Below are 15,881 nucleotides of genomic sequence, written 5' to 3'. Positions count from 1 at the left end.
AGGTCGCACAGCGCCGCCGCGCACCGTTCGGCGGCCGCCAGCAACGCCGGGTCGCTCAGCGCCACGCTTGCTTCGGCCAAGCCGGTGATGGCCAGACCGTTCCAGGCGGTGACGACCTTGTCGTCACGTTCCGGCTGCATCCGGGTGAGGCGCGCGGCCAGCAGCACCGTCCGGACCCGTTCGAAGCGGTGCGGGTCATCGGGATCGGCGGCCAGTTGCAGCACCGAGGCACCGTCTTCGAACGTGCCCGCCTCAGTGACACCGAACATGGAAACGGCCCAGCGCCCGTCGTCGTCGCCGAGCACCTCGCGCAGCTGCGCGGGCGTCCACACATACGTCGCACCTTCACGGCCGCCGGCATCTGCGTCTAACGACGAGGTGAACATGTCGCCGGCACCAAGCTCGGCGACGATGAAATCCGCGCTCTCGGCCGCGATACGGCGGGCCAACGGGTCACTCGTGCGGCGGGCCCAGTGCGCATAGCCGCGCAGCAACTGCGCGTTGTCGTAGAGCATTTTCTCGAAATGCGGCACCACCCACGCGTTGTCTACGCTGTAGCGGGCGAATCCGCCGGCCAGCTGGTCATAGATGCCGCCCCGGGCCATCGCGGTGCCGGTGCGCCGCACCGCGTCGAGCGACTGTGCCGAACCGGTCCGTTCGTGATGCCGCAACAGCGCTTCGAGCAGCGCGGACGGCGGAAATTTGGGCGCACCGCCGAACCCGCCGCGCAACGTGTCCTCGTCTTGCAGCACCGCGGCTACCGCGTGGTCGCACAGCGCCGGTTCGATCGGCGGCCCGCCGCCCGGCAGCCCGGACGCCATCTGGCGCAGCTCGCCGACGATCTCGTGCGACGCCTGCTCCACCTCGTCCCGGCGAGTGCGCCAGGTGTCGGCGACAGCCGACAGCAGATGCAGGAAAGTCGATTTCGGGTAGTAGGTGCCGCAGAAGAACGGCCGGCCGTCCGGCGTGAGGAAGCAGGTCATCGGCCAGCCGCCGTGGCCGGTGAGGGCGACGGTGGCGTTCATGTACACGGCGTCGATGTCGGGTCGTTCTTCGCGGTCGACTTTGACGCAGACGAAGCCGGCGTTCATCGCGGCGGCAACCTCGTCGTCGGCGAACGATTCGTGGGCCATCACATGGCACCAGTGGCAGGCGGCGTAGCCGACCGAAAGCAGGACCGGCACGTCGCGGTGAGCGGCTTCGGCCAACGCACGCGGACTCCACTGCTGCCAGTGCACCGGGTTATCGGCGTGCTGGCGCAGGTAAGGGCTGGTCGCGCTGCCCAAGGTATTGGCCGCGGGACTCATCGGCAGGTCCTGCGGCTTATCAGGATTGCCCGGCTCCTCCTCATCGCGCGGTGCGCTCTGCATCGTCGCCGGTCAGCGGTCCGGTTCACGGGTCGGTCCGTTGGTGTCGGCGGGTCCCCCGCAAGCGGGTGGTGCCCCCTGGTCGAGTTCGACGGTGCCCTCGTCGGCGGCCCGATCCTGCTCGGGGTGTTGCGGGTCGAAGGATTCCGGCAGCTTGTTCAGATGCCGGTTCATTGAACGGACGAGGAAGAACGTCGCGATCAATAGCAGCACCACAACGAGCAGGCCCAGCGGACTGGCTTTGCCGAAGTCGGGTCCGGTGCGCCGAGGGGTGTCGTCGGCGAGAACAGCGACGGCGGCCAGCATGGTTCGATGCATTAGTCGTCCTCGATCCCGGTGAACAAGTCGGTTTCCGGAAGCGTCACCGCAATCCGGGAGCGAGCCAGCTCGAATTCCTCCGTCGGCCACAGCCGCTGCTGCCAGGCGATCGGGGCGGCGAAGAAATCCCCGTCGGGGTCGATCTGGGTGGCGTGCGCGCGCAGCGCGTCGTCGCGTTGGCTGAAGTAGGCCGAGCACTCCACCCGGGTGGTCACCCGGCTGGCGAAGACGTCGTGGCCGGGGTCCCAGTGCGCCAGCCATTTATCAAACGGCCCCTGCTGGCCGTGCTTGGCGAACTCGTCCTGCAGCAACTGCATGCGCTGACGCAGGAAGCCGTGGTTGTAGTACAGCTTCGACACCGGCCACGCCGGTCCGGCGTCCGGGAATCGGCGATAGTCGCCGGCCGCCTCGTAGGCGGCTACCGAAACCTGGTGACACCGGATGTGGTCGGGATGCGGATAGCCGCCGTTCTCGTCGTAGGTCGTCATCACGTGCGGCTTGAACTCCCGCACCACCCGGACCAGCGCCTCGGTGGCCACCTCAAGCGGCGTCAGGGCGAAGCAGTCCTCGAGCAGCGGTGGCGGTGGCTTGCCCTTGGGCAGCCCGGAGTCGACGAACCCGAGCCAGACGTGTTCGACGCCGAGGATCTCCGCCGCTTTCGCCATTTCGTCTCGGCGGATCTCCGCGATGCGACCATGCACCTCGGGCAGGTCCATGGCGGGGTTAAGAATCTCGCCGCGTTCGCCGCCGGTCAACGTGACCACCAGGACGCGGTGGCCCTCATCGGCGTAACGCGCGAGGGTCGCCGCGCCCTTGCTGGATTCGTCGTCCGGATGGGCGTGGACCGCCATCAAGCGCAACTCGCTCACGTGCTCCCTGTCTGTCTCCACGCTGGGTGGCCATAGTCTTCCAGTTCTAATCGTCGCATCCTGGCGCCCTCGCAATTGATCAGCGAGATGTCATGAGTGCCCGCTGCCGGTGATCGCCGATACCTTCGCGCGGCCTTGCCGGGCAACCGCGTCATAAACGGCGAACTGCGAAAACACCAATTGAGCGTGTCCGGCGGTGTACGCTGGCTCGGTGCACGGTTCCTATTGGAACCGTGTATTGCTGCATTAGCGGGTATACCGACCGCAGGGCGGCAACAAGCGGCAGACGGGGCGGCCAGGTACGCCTGCCGGGGGAACCGAACGCCCCACGCGATTATCGCGGAAACGAACAAGACGAGGAGCGCGACGCAATGACGGATACTCAGGTGACCTGGTTGACCCAGGAATCACATGACCGACTCAAGGCCGAGCTCGACCAGCTGATCGCCAATCGTCCGGTCATCGCCGCAGAGATCAACGACCGCCGCGAGGAAGGCGACCTGCGCGAGAACGGCGGATACCACGCCGCTCGCGAAGAGCAGGGACAGCAGGAAGCGCGGATTCGTCAGCTGCAGGAACTCCTCAACAATGCCAAGGTGGGTGAAGCCCCCAAACAGTCCGGCGTCGCACTGCCCGGCTCGGTGGTGAAGGTTTACTACAACGGCGACAAGTCCGACACCGAGACGTTCTTGATCGCGACCCGTCAGGAAGGCGTCAACGACGGCAAGTTGGAGGTGTACTCCCCCAACTCACCTCTGGGTGGCGCGTTGATCGACGCGAAGGAGGGTGAGACCCGCAGCTACACCGTTCCCAGCGGCAACACCGTCGAGGTGACGCTGGTCAGCGCGGAGCCCTACCACTCCTAGACAGCGCTTGGTCGGGGGACCGGGCCGGTCGGCTGATGGCACGCATGGTCGAGGATCTGCTCCTGCTGCTGCTGGACAACGCGTCCGCGCAGCCGGAGCTGGACCGATCGCGCCGCGACCGTGTTCTCGCCGCTGCCGCGCTGCTGGATTTGGCGTATGCCAGCCGGATCCGGCCGGCGGTGGACAATGAGCCGTTCGAAGCCGGGCATCTGGTGGTGCTCCGCGGACCCGAGGTCGATGATCCGGTGCTGGTGCCTGCGCTGCAGCTGCTGCTGCGACGCCCGCTCAGTCCCGCGGCGGCGATCGCCAAGCTGCGACGCGAAACCCCACTCGCGGTGTTTTCCGAACTCGAGCGCACCGGCCAGATCAAGCAGATTCGCCTGGAAGCCAAAGGATTCAAGCGGCCGTGCGCATGGCCGCTGACGGACCGCAGCCGGGCGGCTGAAGTCCGTGCGGCGCTGACGGCCGCGCTGTTCGACCAGCACTGTCCCGACCCGGGCACGGCGACGATCATTTCGTTGCTGCACGCCGTCAACGGGCTGGACGTCATCTTCAGCCTGGACAGACGCGGCTGGGACTGGGTGCGTGACCGCGCGGGTGAGATCGCCAGCGGCAGTTGGGTCTCGGAGTCCGAGCCCAACATCGCCGAGGTCAATCTGGCGGTGACGACCGCGGCGTTACGCGAAGCGTTGAGCTGACAGGGCCTGCTCGAGGTCGGCGAGGAGATCGCCGATGTCCTCGATGCCCACCGACAGCCGCACCAGGTCGTCGGGAACCTCGAGCTGCGAGCCGGCGGTCGAGGCGTGCGTCATCGCGACCGGATGCTCGATCAGCGACTCGACCCCGCCCAGCGACTCCGCCAAAATGAAGACTTCGGTTGCTGCGCAGAACTTTTCGGCCGCGCCTCGGCCGTCCCGCATCCGCACTGACACCATGCCGCCGAAGCCCTGCATCTGCTTGGCGGCGACCTCATGGCCGGCGTGGCTGGGCAGGCCCGGGTACAGCACGGTGCTGACCGCCGGGTGACCGGCCAGGAATTCCGCGATCGCGGCCGCGTTCTCGCTGTGCCGCTGCATCCGCAACACCAAAGTCTTCAGGCCGCGCATCGTCAGGTACGCGTCGAAGGGACCCGGCACCGCGCCGGCTCCGTTCTGCAGGAAGCCGAACGCGGCGTCGATTTCTTCGTCGTTGGTGACCAGCGCACCGCCGACCACATCGGAGTGCCCGCCGATGTACTTGGTGGTCGAGTGCAGCACGACGTCGGCGCCCAACGTCAACGGCTGTTGCAGGGCAGGTGAGGCAAACGTGTTGTCGACCAACAGTTTCGCCGACTTATCGCCGGCTAGCTGGGCCAGTGCCGCGATGTCGGCGATCGACAGCAGCGGATTGGTCGGTGTCTCCGCCCAGATCAGCCGCGTCTGCGGGGTGAGCACGGCGTGGACCGCGGCGAGATCGGAAAGCGGTGCGGGCGTGTACTCGACGCCCCACAGGCTGAACACCTTGTCGATCAGCCGGAAGGTGCCGCCGTAGGCGTCGTCGGGGATGACGACGTGGTCGCCCGGGCGCAGCAACGCCCGCAGAGCGCAGTCGGTGGCCGCCATGCCGGAACTGAAAGCGCGCCCGAACCTGCCCGCTTCCACAGCGGCCAGTTGTGCTTCCAGGGCGGCCCGCGTCGGGTTGCCGGAGCGCGCGTATTCGAACCCGCCGCGAAGATGCCCTACGCCGTTTTGGGCGAAGGTGCTGCTGGGGTAGATCGGAACGTTGACCGAGCCGGTGGACGGGTCGGGGCGGTAACCGGCATGAATGGCCTTAGTGGCCAGACCGGTGAACAGTCCGCCGTGCTGACCGCTGTCGCCTGCCGCGCTGTGCTGTTGACTCATCGATGCTCAGCCTAATGAAGGTCTTGAGGCAAGCCTCTGGATGACCACAATTTGTCAGCTCCTGCCCTGCAGAGATGCGGCTGGTGTGACGTTCAGCACGAGTCTCATCCCTGACGCGCTTTGACCACCACATCGCCGGCGGCTCTGTCGTGCCAACCCTGAAGCCGACCCGATCGGTCGAACAGCGGCGACAAATAGACGAGTAACGCTCCGATGTAGCAGAACAACCCGCCGAGGAACGGAATGACCGCCCGGACGAAGGACTGACCGAGCCCGATTCGGCCGCCGGTGCTCTGGTTGACGACCTTGATCCCGAGCGCGAGTTTGCCGAGGGTCGCGCCGAGCTCACCCACCATCAGCCACTCATAGAGCAGTCCGAATCCGATCGCGACCGCCGCCCCGATCAGCAGCGCCACGGACAGCCCGAGCACTGCCGGTCCGGACAGTTCGGTCACCGAGTTGCCGTAGGAGTCGGTGACAGTGCGCCCCTTCGAGGCACCCAGTGACGTGATGCCGGCAACATCGAGGAAGTCGACGAGCCAATAGACGCAAACGTAGATCAACGAGTCGATCACGCGGGCCAGGCATCGCTGCCAGATGCTGGCCACCCGAACCGGCCCGACGCCGGGAATGTCGATGGTCCCGCCAAGAGCGCGGCCCTGTCCGGGAGGCGGCGGTGGGTAGTTGCCCGGCGGCGGCGGTGGGTAGTTGCCCGGCGGCGGCGGTGGGTAGTTGCCTCGTAGCGGCGGCGGATAGTCGCCTGGCGGGGGCGGCGGGTTGCCGCCGGTCGGTGGTTGGTCGGTCATCGCTGGAACTGTCTCACACCCGCAACGCGGTGAACGGGCCGAACGGCAGGTTGCGCACCACGAACCACGCTGATATCACGACGATCGCCACCGGCGCCGTCCAGCGAAAGTCGGACCACCGCAGAAGTCGCCGGCCCCGCACCCGTCCATAGGCCCAGAAGGCATATACGGGGACCGCCGACAGCAGCGCCGTCAAGGCCAAGGCGTTGAATCTCACCGCCGCCGGCAGATCGCCGTGCAACACCGCGTAGAGCATCCGCAAGGTGCCACAGCCAGGACAGTCCAGGCCGAAAAGCGATTTAGTCGGGCACACCGGGAGCAGACCACCGGGCGTGGTCGGATCGCAGACCCATACAACCGCACAGACCGTCAGCGCCGCGGCGGCCACCAGAGCCGGCGCGCCGAGACGCTGCCGAGTTGACCGGACTGGCTGTCCGCTTGCAGAAGCTGTGCGCATTGATTGCATGACCTAATTTGCCCTGAGCCGTGCCGGCTACCGTCGCGGCGCTCCATCGGAGAGAAAACCCAGTAGGTCGTGTCGGGTAATGACACCTATCGGCTTACCCTGCTCGACCACCATCAAAGCGTCCCACTCCCGCAACGCCTTCGCGGCCGCGCTCACCAACTCACCCGATCCGATCAATGGCAGCGGCGGGCTCATGTGCAAGCCGACGGCGTCGACCAGTTTGGCACGGCCCTCGAAAACAGCCGACAGCAGTTCGCGTTCAGACACACTGCCGGCCACTTCGCCGGCCATCACCGGCGGCTCGGCGCCCACCACCGGCATTTGGGACACCCCGTACTCGCGGAGGATGCCGATCGCGTCGCGCACCGTCTCGGAGGGATGAGTGTGCACCAGATCAGGCAGCGCGCCGGACTTCCGGCGCAGCACGTCCCCGACCGTGGGCTGCTCGACCGACCCGTCGAGCCGGGTGCGCAGGAACCCATACGACGACAGCCACGCGTCGTTGAAGATCTTCGACATGTAGCCGCGGCCGCCATCGGGCAGCAGCACCACGATCAACGCGTCCGGCCCGGCCGTCTCGGCCACCTTCAGCGCGCCGACCACCGCCATCCCGCACGACCCGCCGACCAGCATGGCTTCCTCGCGGGCCAGCCTTCTGGTCATGTTGAACGAATCGGAGTCTGAGACCGCGATGATCTCGTCGGGCACGCCCGGGTCGTAGGCGGCCGGCCAGAAATCCTCGCCGACGCCCTCCACAAGGTATGGCCGTCCGGTGCCCCCGGAGTACACCGAGCCTTCGGGGTCGACGCCGACGACGCGCACTGAACCGCCGGAGACGTCCTTGAGGTAGCGACCAGTCCCGGTGATGGTGCCGCCGGTGCCGATGCCCGACACGAAATGCGTGACCTTGCCGTCGGTGTCCGCCCAGATCTCGGGACCGGTGGTCTCGTAGTGGCTCGCCGGGCCTTGCGGGTTGGAGTACTGGTCGGGCTTCCAGGCGCCTTCGATCTCACCGACCAGTCGGTCAGAGACGCTGTAGTAGCTGTCCGGGTGATCCGGCGGGACGGCGGTCGGGCACACCACGACGTCGGCGCCGTAGGCGCGCAGCACATTTTGCTTGTCCTCGCTGACCTTGTCGGGGCAGACGAAAACGCACTGGTAGCCGCGGTGCTGGGCGACCATCGCGAGCGCCACACCGGTATTTCCGGAGGTGGGTTCGACGATCGTGCCGCCCGGTTTCAGTTGGCCGCTGGCTTCGGCGGCATCGATCATCTTGACCGCGATCCGGTCTTTGCAGCTCGACCCCGGATTGAGGTATTCGACCTTGGCCGCCACCGTGGCGCCCCCGGCGGGGACGACGGAAGTCAGCTGAACCAGTGGAGTGTTACCGATGAGTTCACTGATGTGCCGTGCGATCCGCATGCACTCATCGTCTCAGGCGATTTGCCGTCCCACGCAGGCACTCCGCCCGAACCGGTCAGCCGGTGGCTTCGCGGATGTACTCCCCTATCTGCCGCAGTGAGCGCTTCGCCTCCGGAATCAACGGGGTGGCGATTTGGAAGTCGTGAACCTGGCCGGGCCAGATCCGCACTTCGGCCGGCACCCCGACCTCCGCGAGCCGTCGCGCGGCCAACTGGGCGTCGTGCAGCAGCACCTCGGACCCTGACACGTGGATGAGTGTCTGCGGCAGGCCCGCTTCGATGTGGTCGAGCGGCTCGTAGAGCTCTTCGGGCTTACCGTCGACGATGCGCTTGGCGGCGGCGCTGGCAACCAGCGCGATCAGCGCGTCGAACGCCTTGGGCGGGAACATCGCGTCGGCATGAATGTTGGGATGCGCCTGCTTGGGCTCTTTGGCCAGCTCCAGCAACGGCGACATCGCGACCAGCGCGGCCGGTTCGTCGTGCTCTCGCTGCAGACGCTGGGCCAGCGCCAGCGCCAGGTAGCCGCCCGCAGAGTCACCGGCCAACACGATCTGCTCTGGGTCGTAACCCCGGGATCGCAGCCACCGATAGGCGTCATGACAATCGTCGAGGGCCATCCCGACCGAGTGCTTGGGAACGAGCCGGTAGTTGACGACCAGGACCGGTGAATCGGCGTACCGCGACAGCGCGTTGACCACCCGGCTGTGCGAGTTGACGCCGCAGGTCAGGAACGCACCGCCGTGCAGGTAGAGCACCACCCGCCGGCGACCGTCGGCCGGCAGCACCCCGGGGGCACGCACCAGCTGTGCGGTGGCGTGTGGCAGACGGATCGTCGCACGGATCGTGCCCGGGGTGGGCAGCAGGAACCGCGAAGCGAAGTCGATAAGGCCGTACGGCCAGGGAAATCGCGGAACTTGGCTGCCGACGGCCAGAGCCGGTCGGATTGTGAGCCGGGTGACCGCCCAGGCGAACCGGGCCGGCGCGCTGGGACCGGACTCCCAGACCTCGACGGGGACACCGTCGCTGACCGGGAACCGTCGCTTGGCGGCTCGATAGGCGCGGATGGAATGGTCGACATTTTGGGGTGAGTTCAGCGACTCAACTGTGGCGGTCATGGTCAACACTTCCTACGTCGTTGTAGTCATGTAGACGAGGTAGCGGAGCGACCGTTCTGCACTCCAGTGGTGGACTGTATACCCGTTGCGCCTCTCAGCCAACCTCGCAAACTTAGCTTGACACTTGGTTAATTTTCAAGATTCAAAGAGTCTCAATCGTTACGACTTCTGCTCCGGTCTGTGATCGCGTCGGCGGGCGGCCACCGGAATACCGTCGAGCGGGGACTTAAACTGTCGGGCGTGGGCATACGCGCGCCGCGTCGATCGACGATCGCGCTGGCCGCAGCGGGAGCGCTCGCGTCGACCGGCACGGCCTATGTCGGCGCCCGCAACTTGCTGATCGGCCAAGCGCAGCAGGCGCGCAGCGTCATACCCAAGACGTGGGCCGTTCCGCCCCGCGCCGACGGTGTGTACGACGCGGGTGGTGGGCCGGTGGAGCGCTGGCAGCGTGGAGTGCCCGTGGACGTGCACCTGATGGCTTTCGGCGACTCGACGGCGACGGGCTACGGCTGCCACAGCAGTGACGAAACTCCCGGCGTGCTCATCGCGCGCGGGCTGGCCGATCGTACCGGTAAGCGAATCCGGTTGAGTACTAAAGCGATTGTGGGCGCCACCTCGAAGGGGCTGTCCGGACAAGTCGACGCGATGTTCGTGGCCGGGCCACCCCCCGATGCGGCGGTCATCATGATCGGCGCCAACGACATCACCGCGCTCAACGGCATCGGCCCGTCGGCGTCCCGGCTCGGTCGGGCCGTTCGGCGGCTGCGCGACAGCGGCGCCGTGGTGGTCGTCGCCACCTGCCCCGATTTCGGGATCGTCACCGCAATCCCGCAGCCGTTGCGCTGGCTGACCCGCACCCGGGGGCTGCGTCTTGCGCGGGCCCAGGCCGTCGCCGTCAGAGCCGCCGGCGGTATCCCGGTGCCGCTGGCGGATTTAATGGCGCCGCAGCTCCGGCAGGCACCGGAGCGGTTGCTGTCCGACGATCAATTCCATCCGTCGGCTACCGGCTACGCCTTGGTCGCGGGCCAGATGCTGCCGGCGTTGTGCAGTGTGCTGGGCGAAAGCGACGCCGCCGAGGCGCTCAACCAGCCCGCACGGTCGATCGCGGCGGAGCCGCGGCCTGGCCGGCTGCGGCTCAGCATCATGTCGCGGCTGTGGCGGCGACCTACGACAGGGGTGCCTGCCCCCGTCGTCATGCCGACCAGCGGCTAGATTCGAATCAAAGCCCGGTCACCCGGTCATGTCATGTCCGGGATGACGGGCGCCGGAAAGGAGCCAGCAGTGCCGGAAGCCGTCATCGTCTCAACAGTCCGCTCACCGATCGGCCGCGCGATCAAAGGATCGCTGGCCCCCATCAGGCCCGATGATCTGGCGGTTCAGATCGTGCGTGCCGCCTTGGACAAGGTGCCCGACCTCAATCCCCATCAGATCGACGACCTGATCTTGGGCTGCGGTCAACCGGGCGGCGAGTCCGGCTTCAACATCGCCCGGGTGGTCGCCGTCGAGCTCGGCTACGACTTCCTGCCGGGCACGACCGTCAACCGGTACTGCTCGTCGTCGCTGCAGACGACGCGGATGGCCTTTCACGCGATCAAGGCCGGTGAAGGCGACGCGTTCATCTCCGCCGGCGTGGAGACAGTGTCCCGCTTCGGTCAGGGCACGTCCGACTCCTGGCCGGACACCAAGAACCCGAAATTCGCCGAGGCTCAGGAACGCTCGGACAACACGGCCACCGGCGCCGACGAATGGCACGACCCCCGGTCCGACGGGACGTTGCCCGACATCTACATCGCCATGGGTCAGACGGCGGAGAACGTCGCGTTGCTCACCGGCATCAGCCGGGAAGACCAGGACCACTGGGGTGTGCGCAGCCAGAACCGCGCCGAAGAAGCCATCAAGAGCGGGTTCTTCGAACGCGAGATCGAGCCGGTCACATTGCCCGACGGCAGCACGGTCAGCGTCGACGACGGCCCGCGACCAGGTACAACCTACGAGAAGGTCAGCCAGCTCAAGCCGGTCTTCCGCCCTAACGGCACTGTGACTGCCGGCAATGCCTGTCCACTGAACGACGGCGCCGCCGCGGTGGTCATCACCAGCGACACCAAGGCCAAGGAGCTCGGCCTGACGCCGCTGGCCCGGATCGTGGCCACCGGCGTGTCGGGCCTGTCCCCGGAGATCATGGGGCTGGGACCGATCGAGGCGACGAAGAAGGCGCTCGCCAGAGCCGGCATGTCAGTCAACGACATCGACCTGTTCGAGATCAACGAGGCTTTCGCGGTGCAGGTGCTCGGCTCGGCCCGGGAGTTGGGCATCGACGAAGACAAGCTGAACGTGTCGGGTGGAGCGATCGCCCTGGGCCATCCTTTCGGTATGACCGGCGCCCGAATCACCACAACGCTGCTGAACAACCTGATCACCCATGACAAGACCTTTGGCCTGGAAACGATGTGCGTGGGCGGCGGCCAGGGCATGGCGATGGTGATCGAGCGCCTGAATTAGGCCTCTGCCTCTGCCGCAGACATGAAAAAGCCGGCACGCGCACGTGCCGGCTTTTTCGCGGTTGAGGTCAGTCGCTCTGCAGGTAGCTGAGCAGGCGCAGGATTTCGATGTAAAGCCACACCAGGGTGACGGTCAGGGCCAGGGCGATACCCCATGCGGCCCGCTCCGGCGCTCCGGCGCGGATCATCTGGTCGGCGGCGTCGAAGTCGATCAAGAAACTGAACGCCGCGAGGCAGATGCAGACCAGCGAGAAGATGATCGCCAGAGTGCCGCCGCTGCGCAATCCCAGGCCCTCGCCGTGGCCGACACCGAACATCGCCAACACGAAGTTGCCGAGCATCAGCGCCAGCACACCGAAGATTCCGGCGACGACCATCCGGGTGAACTTGGGGGTGACCCGGATGGCGCCGGTTTTGTAGACGACCAGCATGCCGAAGAACACCCCGAACGTGCCCAGGATGGCCTGGCCGATCAGCGATCCGGCATTGGCGGACGACACCGTGAAGTTGGCCAGCACGAACGAGACGGCACCGAGGAACAGTCCCTCGAGGACGGCGTAGGTCAACACCAGCGCCGGGCTGTCCTGCTTACGGGTGAAGGTGGCGATCATCACCACCGCAAAACCGGCCAACCCGCCGATCAAGCTCAGCGGCGCGGCCAATGCCTCATTGCCGCGCACCAAGAAGTAGGCGACGACCGCGGATGCGGTCAGCACCGCGAGCGTGATGCCCGTCTTGGTGACGACATCGTCGATGGTCAGTGGACGCGTAACACCGGACCGCCGGTCCTGGTAGGGAGCGTAGGGGTCGGTCTGATATGGCTGCTGGGTCGCGGCGCCGGCAAGGCCAGGGCCGAACTGCGCGTATCCGCCCCGCTGCTTGGGCAGCGAACGAAATACCGGGTTGCTAGTCTCCCGCACCGTCGGATCCTCTCTTGTGTGTCACTTCGAGCTGTAACAACTGGTCAACGATCAAATGCGCGGCTCGGTTCCCGCTTCAGCTTCCGCTTAAAAGCAATTTCCGGGCCGCTCGTCGGCTAAACCTTACCCGGGGACGCCGCCGCGCGGATAACGATCTAGATTGCTGCTCAGGTCGTGATGGCGGGAGTGGGCCATCGACGGGGGGAGACGGCGGGCGTGACGGGCGAACCCTTCGAGGACGAGGAGATCCTGACCCGCGTCGATGGTGGCGTCGGCTTCGTGACGCTCAACCGGCCCAAGGCGATCAATTCGCTGAACCAGACGATGGTGACCGCGCTCAGTGCGATCCTCACCGATTGGGCACACGACGACGGCGTGCGCGCAGTGGTGCTCGACGGCGCCGGTGAACGCGGCCTGTGCGCCGGCGGCGACGTGGTGGCGATCTATCACAGCGCCCGCGCCGACGGCGCGGCAGCGCGACAGTTCTGGCACGACGAGTATCTGCTGAACGCGCAAATCGGCCGGTTCCCGAAGCCCTACGTATCGCTGATGGACGGCATCGTCATGGGTGGCGGCGTCGGCGTGGGCGCGCACGCGAACGTCCGGGTGGTGACCGACACGACGAAGATGGCGATGCCCGAGGTGGGCATCGGCTTCATCCCCGACGTGGGCGGTACCTACCTGCTGTCGCGGGCGCCTGGATCGCTGGGCGTGCACGCGGCGCTGACAGGGGCACCGTTCTCCGGTGCCGACGCCATCGCGTTGGGATTCGCCGACCACTTTGTGCCGCACGACAAACTCGAGGCGTTCAATCGCGCCGTCGTCAGCGCCGGCGTCGAGCAGTCACTGGCCGACCACACCGTTAATCCACCAGCGAGTGATCTTGCGGCGCAACGTGATTGGATTGACGACTGCTATCGCAACGATACTGTTGCCGAGATCGTCGCGGCGCTGCGCGGCCACGGCGCCGGGCCGGCCAACGACGCCGCCAATCTGATCGCGAGCCGCTCACCCATCTCGTTGTCGGTGACGTTGGAGTCGGTGCGCCGCGCCGCGAAGCTGGACACGCTGGAAGACGTGCTGAAGCAGGAGTACCGGGTGTCGTGCGGCTCGCTGCGTTCACACGATCTGGTGGAGGGCATCCGGGCCCAGCTGGTCGACAAGGACCGCGACCCGCAGTGGTCCCCGCGGTCGCTGCCCGAGGTCACCGTGGACGACGTCGAAGCGTATTTCGCACCGGCAGAACCCGACCTGGTTTTCGAGGAGCGGCGCACATGACGCGCCGGCGACGATGCAGAGCGAAGCGATGAGGAGGAGCGGCGCATATGACTTTCGAAACCATTCTGGTCGACCGTGACGGACGCGTCGGGACTATCACCCTGAACCGCCCGGAAGCCCTCAATGCGCTGAACAGTCAGATGATGACCGAGGTCACGACCGCCGCCGGGGCACTCGACGACGACCCGGGTATCGGTGCCATTGTCATCACCGGTTCGGCCAAGGCGTTCGCCGCAGGTGCTGACATCAAGGAGATGTCGAGCCTGACGTTCGCCGACGTGTTCAGCTCCGACTACTTCGCCGCCTGGTCCAAACTGGCCGCCATTCGCACCCCGACGATCGCCGCGGTGGCCGGGCACGCACTGGGCGGCGGCTGCGAGCTTGCGATGATGTGTGACCTGCTGATCGCCGCCGACACGGCGAAGTTCGGGCAGCCCGAGATCAAACTCGGGGTGATGCCCGGCATGGGCGGTTCGCAGCGACTGACCCGGGCCATCGGCAAAGCCAAGGCGATGGACCTGATCCTGACCGGGCGCAGCATCGACGCCGCCGAAGCCGAACGCAGCGGCCTGGTGTCCAGGGTGGTAGCCGCCGACGATCTGCTCACCGAAGCGAAGAAAGCCGCCGCCACCATCGCTGGGATGTCGCTGTCAGCGGCGCGGATGGCCAAGGAAGCCGTCAACCGCGCGTTCGAATCGACCCTGGCCGAGGGACTGCTTCATGAACGTCGGCTGTTCCACTCGTGCTTCGCCACCGATGACCAGTCTGAGGGCATGGCCGCTTTCGTCGAGAAACGGCCCGCGAACTTCACCCACCGCTGATACTGGGCTGCCTGCCGAGTCGGCCAAGAACCCCGGCGGCAGCCAGAGCCTGGTAGCCACCGATCACGTCGGTGGCCCGATGCAGGCCGAGGTCTGCCAGCGCCGCCGCCGCCAGGCTGGACGTGTAGCCCTCCGAACACAGGATCACCCACTCGACGTCGTCGTCGACAGCTTGCGGCAACCGTGCGTCGCTGGTCGGGTCGCAACGCCATTCGAGCACGTTGCGTTCGATCACCAAGGCCGCCGCGACGTCACCCTCGCGGGCGCGCTGAGCTGCGGGCCGGATGTCGACGAGTACTGCACCGCCTTGCACTGCGTCCGGCACCTGCTCGGCCGGAAGACGGCGCAGCCCCGCGCGTGCCGTCTCGAGCACCCTGTCAATGCGGCTCGTCACGGGGCGAAACCGTCGGTCAGTTCGGTGCGCCGACGACGGAGCGTGGCGCGTGCGGTGACGTCGTAGTAAGACATCGCCGTCAACGGCGGCGAGTATGCGTGCACGCTCACGGTCGGGACGGCCGGCCCGCCGGTCGGTGCCCAGACCACATCGTGGACCCAACCCAACGGAAACCCCGCCTGGTCGCCGGCGTTGAGCTGTCGACGCCGCAATCGCGCACCGTCCCAACGGAATTCGTTGAGCGAACCGGACAGCAGCGTCAGTGCTCCCAATGACCCACCGTGGTCATGCAGTTCGGTGGAACGTTCGGGCACCCAGCTGATCAGCCAGATGTCGATCTCCTCGTCACCGTGGATCCGGGTGAACCAGCGGTCGGCCGCGCGGACTCCGCCTCGCGGCAGCAGGTGGTCGTAGCGTCCGGTGAGCACCTCGTCGGCGGCCTGATCGGTCGCATGCAGCAGGTCGGGCAACCTCAGCCGGGTCGGGCCGGCAACGAACGGGATGGCCGACGAGCGCGGCGTCCGGGATGTCGCATGGGCTGGTATGGCGTCAGGGGCGAACAGGACCATGGTCAGTACTCCAGGATGGATGGACGGATCTTCAAACGGCTGCGCGTCAGGCGCGACAACACTCCCCCGACCGGATTTCCTCCATCACGGCATGAAGTGTTGCATAGATTGGCACCCGTGCGCGGAAAGCAAATCGTGGGTCTGTTCAGTGTGGTGATGGTCGCCGTCGGCTCGACAGCAACCGTAGGTTGCTCGCCGAACCACCAAGGCGGCACGGCTGCGACGTCGTCGGCAGGAACGTCCGGCAGCACACCGGCGCCGCCGACCGGGCCGTCGCGCGCCAACGCCACCGG

Annotated in this window: 17 protein-coding genes; 6 read left to right on the top strand and 11 right to left on the bottom strand. The window is 66.7% G+C overall.

The window, feature by feature from the left end; all coding sequences use genetic code 11:
• From WA317_RS16195 to mca, 3 genes are all read right to left on the bottom strand, one after another.
• Nucleotides 1-1,307: thioredoxin domain-containing protein (locus WA317_RS16195; RefSeq protein WP_425173999.1), on the bottom strand; the 1,307-nt coding region annotated here is incomplete at its 3' end.
• A 72-nt stretch (nucleotides 1,308-1,379) separates the two neighbouring features.
• On the bottom strand, nucleotides 1,380-1,685 hold the full coding sequence (locus WA317_RS16190) for a hypothetical protein (protein WP_425173998.1): 306 nt from the start codon (nucleotides 1,683-1,685) through the stop codon (nucleotides 1,380-1,382).
• On the bottom strand, nucleotides 1,685-2,554 hold the full coding sequence (mca, locus tag WA317_RS16185; protein ID WP_425173997.1) for a mycothiol conjugate amidase Mca: 870 nt from the start codon (nucleotides 2,552-2,554) through the stop codon (nucleotides 1,685-1,687). The genes WA317_RS16190 and mca overlap by 1 nt, the downstream gene beginning before the upstream one ends.
• 371 nt (nucleotides 2,555-2,925) lie before the next feature.
• Here mca and greA point away from each other — a divergent pair, with 371 nt between their 5' ends.
• Nucleotides 2,926-3,420, top strand: a complete 495-nt coding sequence (greA, locus tag WA317_RS16180) for a transcription elongation factor GreA (protein ID WP_425173996.1) — start codon at nucleotides 2,926-2,928, stop codon at nucleotides 3,418-3,420.
• Between the two features lie 35 nt (nucleotides 3,421-3,455).
• Complete coding sequence (locus tag WA317_RS16175; protein ID WP_425173995.1) at nucleotides 3,456-4,118, top strand: GOLPH3/VPS74 family protein; 663 nt, start codon at nucleotides 3,456-3,458, stop codon at nucleotides 4,116-4,118.
• Here the strand turns inward: WA317_RS16175 and WA317_RS16170 are convergent.
• From WA317_RS16170 to WA317_RS16150, 5 genes are all read right to left on the bottom strand, one after another.
• A complete protein-coding gene (locus WA317_RS16170; protein WP_425173994.1) occupies nucleotides 4,098-5,300 on the bottom strand; it encodes a cystathionine gamma-synthase in 1,203 nt (400 codons plus the stop codon). The two genes, WA317_RS16175 and WA317_RS16170, sit on opposite strands and share 21 nt — an antisense overlap.
• 104 nt (nucleotides 5,301-5,404) lie before the next feature.
• Nucleotides 5,405-6,106: an RDD family protein gene (locus tag WA317_RS16165; protein WP_425173993.1), complete on the bottom strand. Its 702-nt coding sequence runs from the start codon at nucleotides 6,104-6,106 to the stop codon at nucleotides 5,405-5,407.
• A 13-nt stretch (nucleotides 6,107-6,119) separates the two neighbouring features.
• A complete protein-coding gene (locus WA317_RS16160) occupies nucleotides 6,120-6,563 on the bottom strand; it encodes a DUF2752 domain-containing protein (RefSeq protein ID WP_425173992.1) in 444 nt (147 codons plus the stop codon).
• 36 nt (nucleotides 6,564-6,599) lie between these two features.
• A complete protein-coding gene (locus WA317_RS16155; RefSeq protein WP_425173991.1) occupies nucleotides 6,600-7,994 on the bottom strand; it encodes a cystathionine beta-synthase in 1,395 nt (464 codons plus the stop codon).
• A gap of 55 nt (nucleotides 7,995-8,049) precedes the next feature.
• Complete coding sequence (locus WA317_RS16150; protein WP_425173990.1) at nucleotides 8,050-9,108, bottom strand: alpha/beta hydrolase; 1,059 nt, start codon at nucleotides 9,106-9,108, stop codon at nucleotides 8,050-8,052.
• A 240-nt stretch (nucleotides 9,109-9,348) separates the two neighbouring features.
• Here WA317_RS16150 and WA317_RS16145 point away from each other — a divergent pair, with 240 nt between their 5' ends.
• Complete coding sequence (locus tag WA317_RS16145) at nucleotides 9,349-10,320, top strand: SGNH/GDSL hydrolase family protein (RefSeq protein WP_425173989.1); 972 nt, start codon at nucleotides 9,349-9,351, stop codon at nucleotides 10,318-10,320.
• Between the two features lie 69 nt (nucleotides 10,321-10,389).
• The gene (locus tag WA317_RS16140; protein WP_425173988.1) at nucleotides 10,390-11,607 is read left to right on the top strand and encodes an acetyl-CoA C-acetyltransferase; all 1,218 of its coding nucleotides are present in this window, start codon (nucleotides 10,390-10,392) and stop codon (nucleotides 11,605-11,607) included.
• Nucleotides 11,608-11,674: 67 nt separating this feature from the next.
• On the opposite strand, the gene WA317_RS16135 is transcribed toward WA317_RS16140, so the two are convergent.
• Nucleotides 11,675-12,526: a Bax inhibitor-1/YccA family protein gene (locus WA317_RS16135; RefSeq protein WP_425173987.1), complete on the bottom strand. Its 852-nt coding sequence runs from the start codon at nucleotides 12,524-12,526 to the stop codon at nucleotides 11,675-11,677.
• 216 nt (nucleotides 12,527-12,742) lie between these two features.
• On the opposite strand from WA317_RS16135, the gene WA317_RS16130 reads away from it, so the two are divergent.
• Both WA317_RS16130 and WA317_RS16125 read left to right on the top strand, forming a co-directional pair.
• Nucleotides 12,743-13,804 carry an enoyl-CoA hydratase/isomerase family protein gene (locus tag WA317_RS16130; protein ID WP_425173986.1) on the top strand — a complete coding sequence of 354 codons (1,062 nt, stop codon included), beginning with the start codon at nucleotides 12,743-12,745 and terminating at the stop codon, nucleotides 13,802-13,804.
• A gap of 47 nt (nucleotides 13,805-13,851) precedes the next feature.
• Nucleotides 13,852-14,625 carry an enoyl-CoA hydratase gene (locus tag WA317_RS16125; RefSeq protein ID WP_425173985.1) on the top strand — a complete coding sequence of 258 codons (774 nt, stop codon included), beginning with the start codon at nucleotides 13,852-13,854 and terminating at the stop codon, nucleotides 14,623-14,625.
• Here WA317_RS16125 and WA317_RS16120 read toward each other — a convergent pair.
• Both WA317_RS16120 and WA317_RS16115 read right to left on the bottom strand, forming a co-directional pair.
• Entirely contained in the window at nucleotides 14,612-15,019 is a 408-nt protein-coding gene (locus WA317_RS16120; protein WP_425173984.1) for a rhodanese-like domain-containing protein, read from the bottom strand. The genes WA317_RS16125 and WA317_RS16120 overlap by 14 nt on opposite strands.
• Nucleotides 15,016-15,588: a cysteine dioxygenase gene (locus WA317_RS16115; protein WP_425173983.1), complete on the bottom strand. Its 573-nt coding sequence runs from the start codon at nucleotides 15,586-15,588 to the stop codon at nucleotides 15,016-15,018. Before WA317_RS16115 ends, WA317_RS16120 begins: the two co-directional genes overlap by 4 nt.
• Nucleotides 15,589-15,881: the final 293 nt, after the last annotated feature.

Origin of the sequence: Mycobacterium sp., from assembly GCF_049802695.1 — a bacterium.
Lineage (GTDB): Bacteria > Actinomycetota > Actinomycetes > Mycobacteriales > Mycobacteriaceae > Mycobacterium.
This window is presented reverse-complemented; position numbering and strand designations above follow the sequence as displayed.

Bases quoted from the DNA above. Each gene is read 5' to 3' on its own strand.
- WA317_RS16190 (WP_425173998.1), bottom strand. From the start codon at position 1,685: ATGCATCGAACCATGCTGGCCGCCGTCGCTGTTCTCGCCGACGACACC.
- greA (WP_425173996.1), top strand. From the start codon at position 2,926: ATGACGGATACTCAGGTGACCTGGTTGACCCAGGAATCACATGACCGA.
- WA317_RS16175 (WP_425173995.1), top strand. From the start codon at position 3,456: ATGGCACGCATGGTCGAGGATCTGCTCCTGCTGCTGCTGGACAACGCG.
- WA317_RS16170 (WP_425173994.1), bottom strand. From the start codon at position 5,300: ATGAGTCAACAGCACAGCGCGGCAGGCGACAGCGGTCAGCACGGCGGA.
- WA317_RS16165 (WP_425173993.1), bottom strand. From the start codon at position 6,106: ATGACCGACCAACCACCGACCGGCGGCAACCCGCCGCCCCCGCCAGGC.
- WA317_RS16160 (WP_425173992.1), bottom strand. From the start codon at position 6,563: ATGCGCACAGCTTCTGCAAGCGGACAGCCAGTCCGGTCAACTCGGCAG.
- WA317_RS16155 (WP_425173991.1), bottom strand. From the start codon at position 7,994: ATGCGGATCGCACGGCACATCAGTGAACTCATCGGTAACACTCCACTG.
- WA317_RS16150 (WP_425173990.1), bottom strand. From the start codon at position 9,108: ATGACCGCCACAGTTGAGTCGCTGAACTCACCCCAAAATGTCGACCAT.
- WA317_RS16125 (WP_425173985.1), top strand. From the start codon at position 13,852: ATGACTTTCGAAACCATTCTGGTCGACCGTGACGGACGCGTCGGGACT.
- WA317_RS16115 (WP_425173983.1), bottom strand. From the start codon at position 15,588: ATGGTCCTGTTCGCCCCTGACGCCATACCAGCCCATGCGACATCCCGG.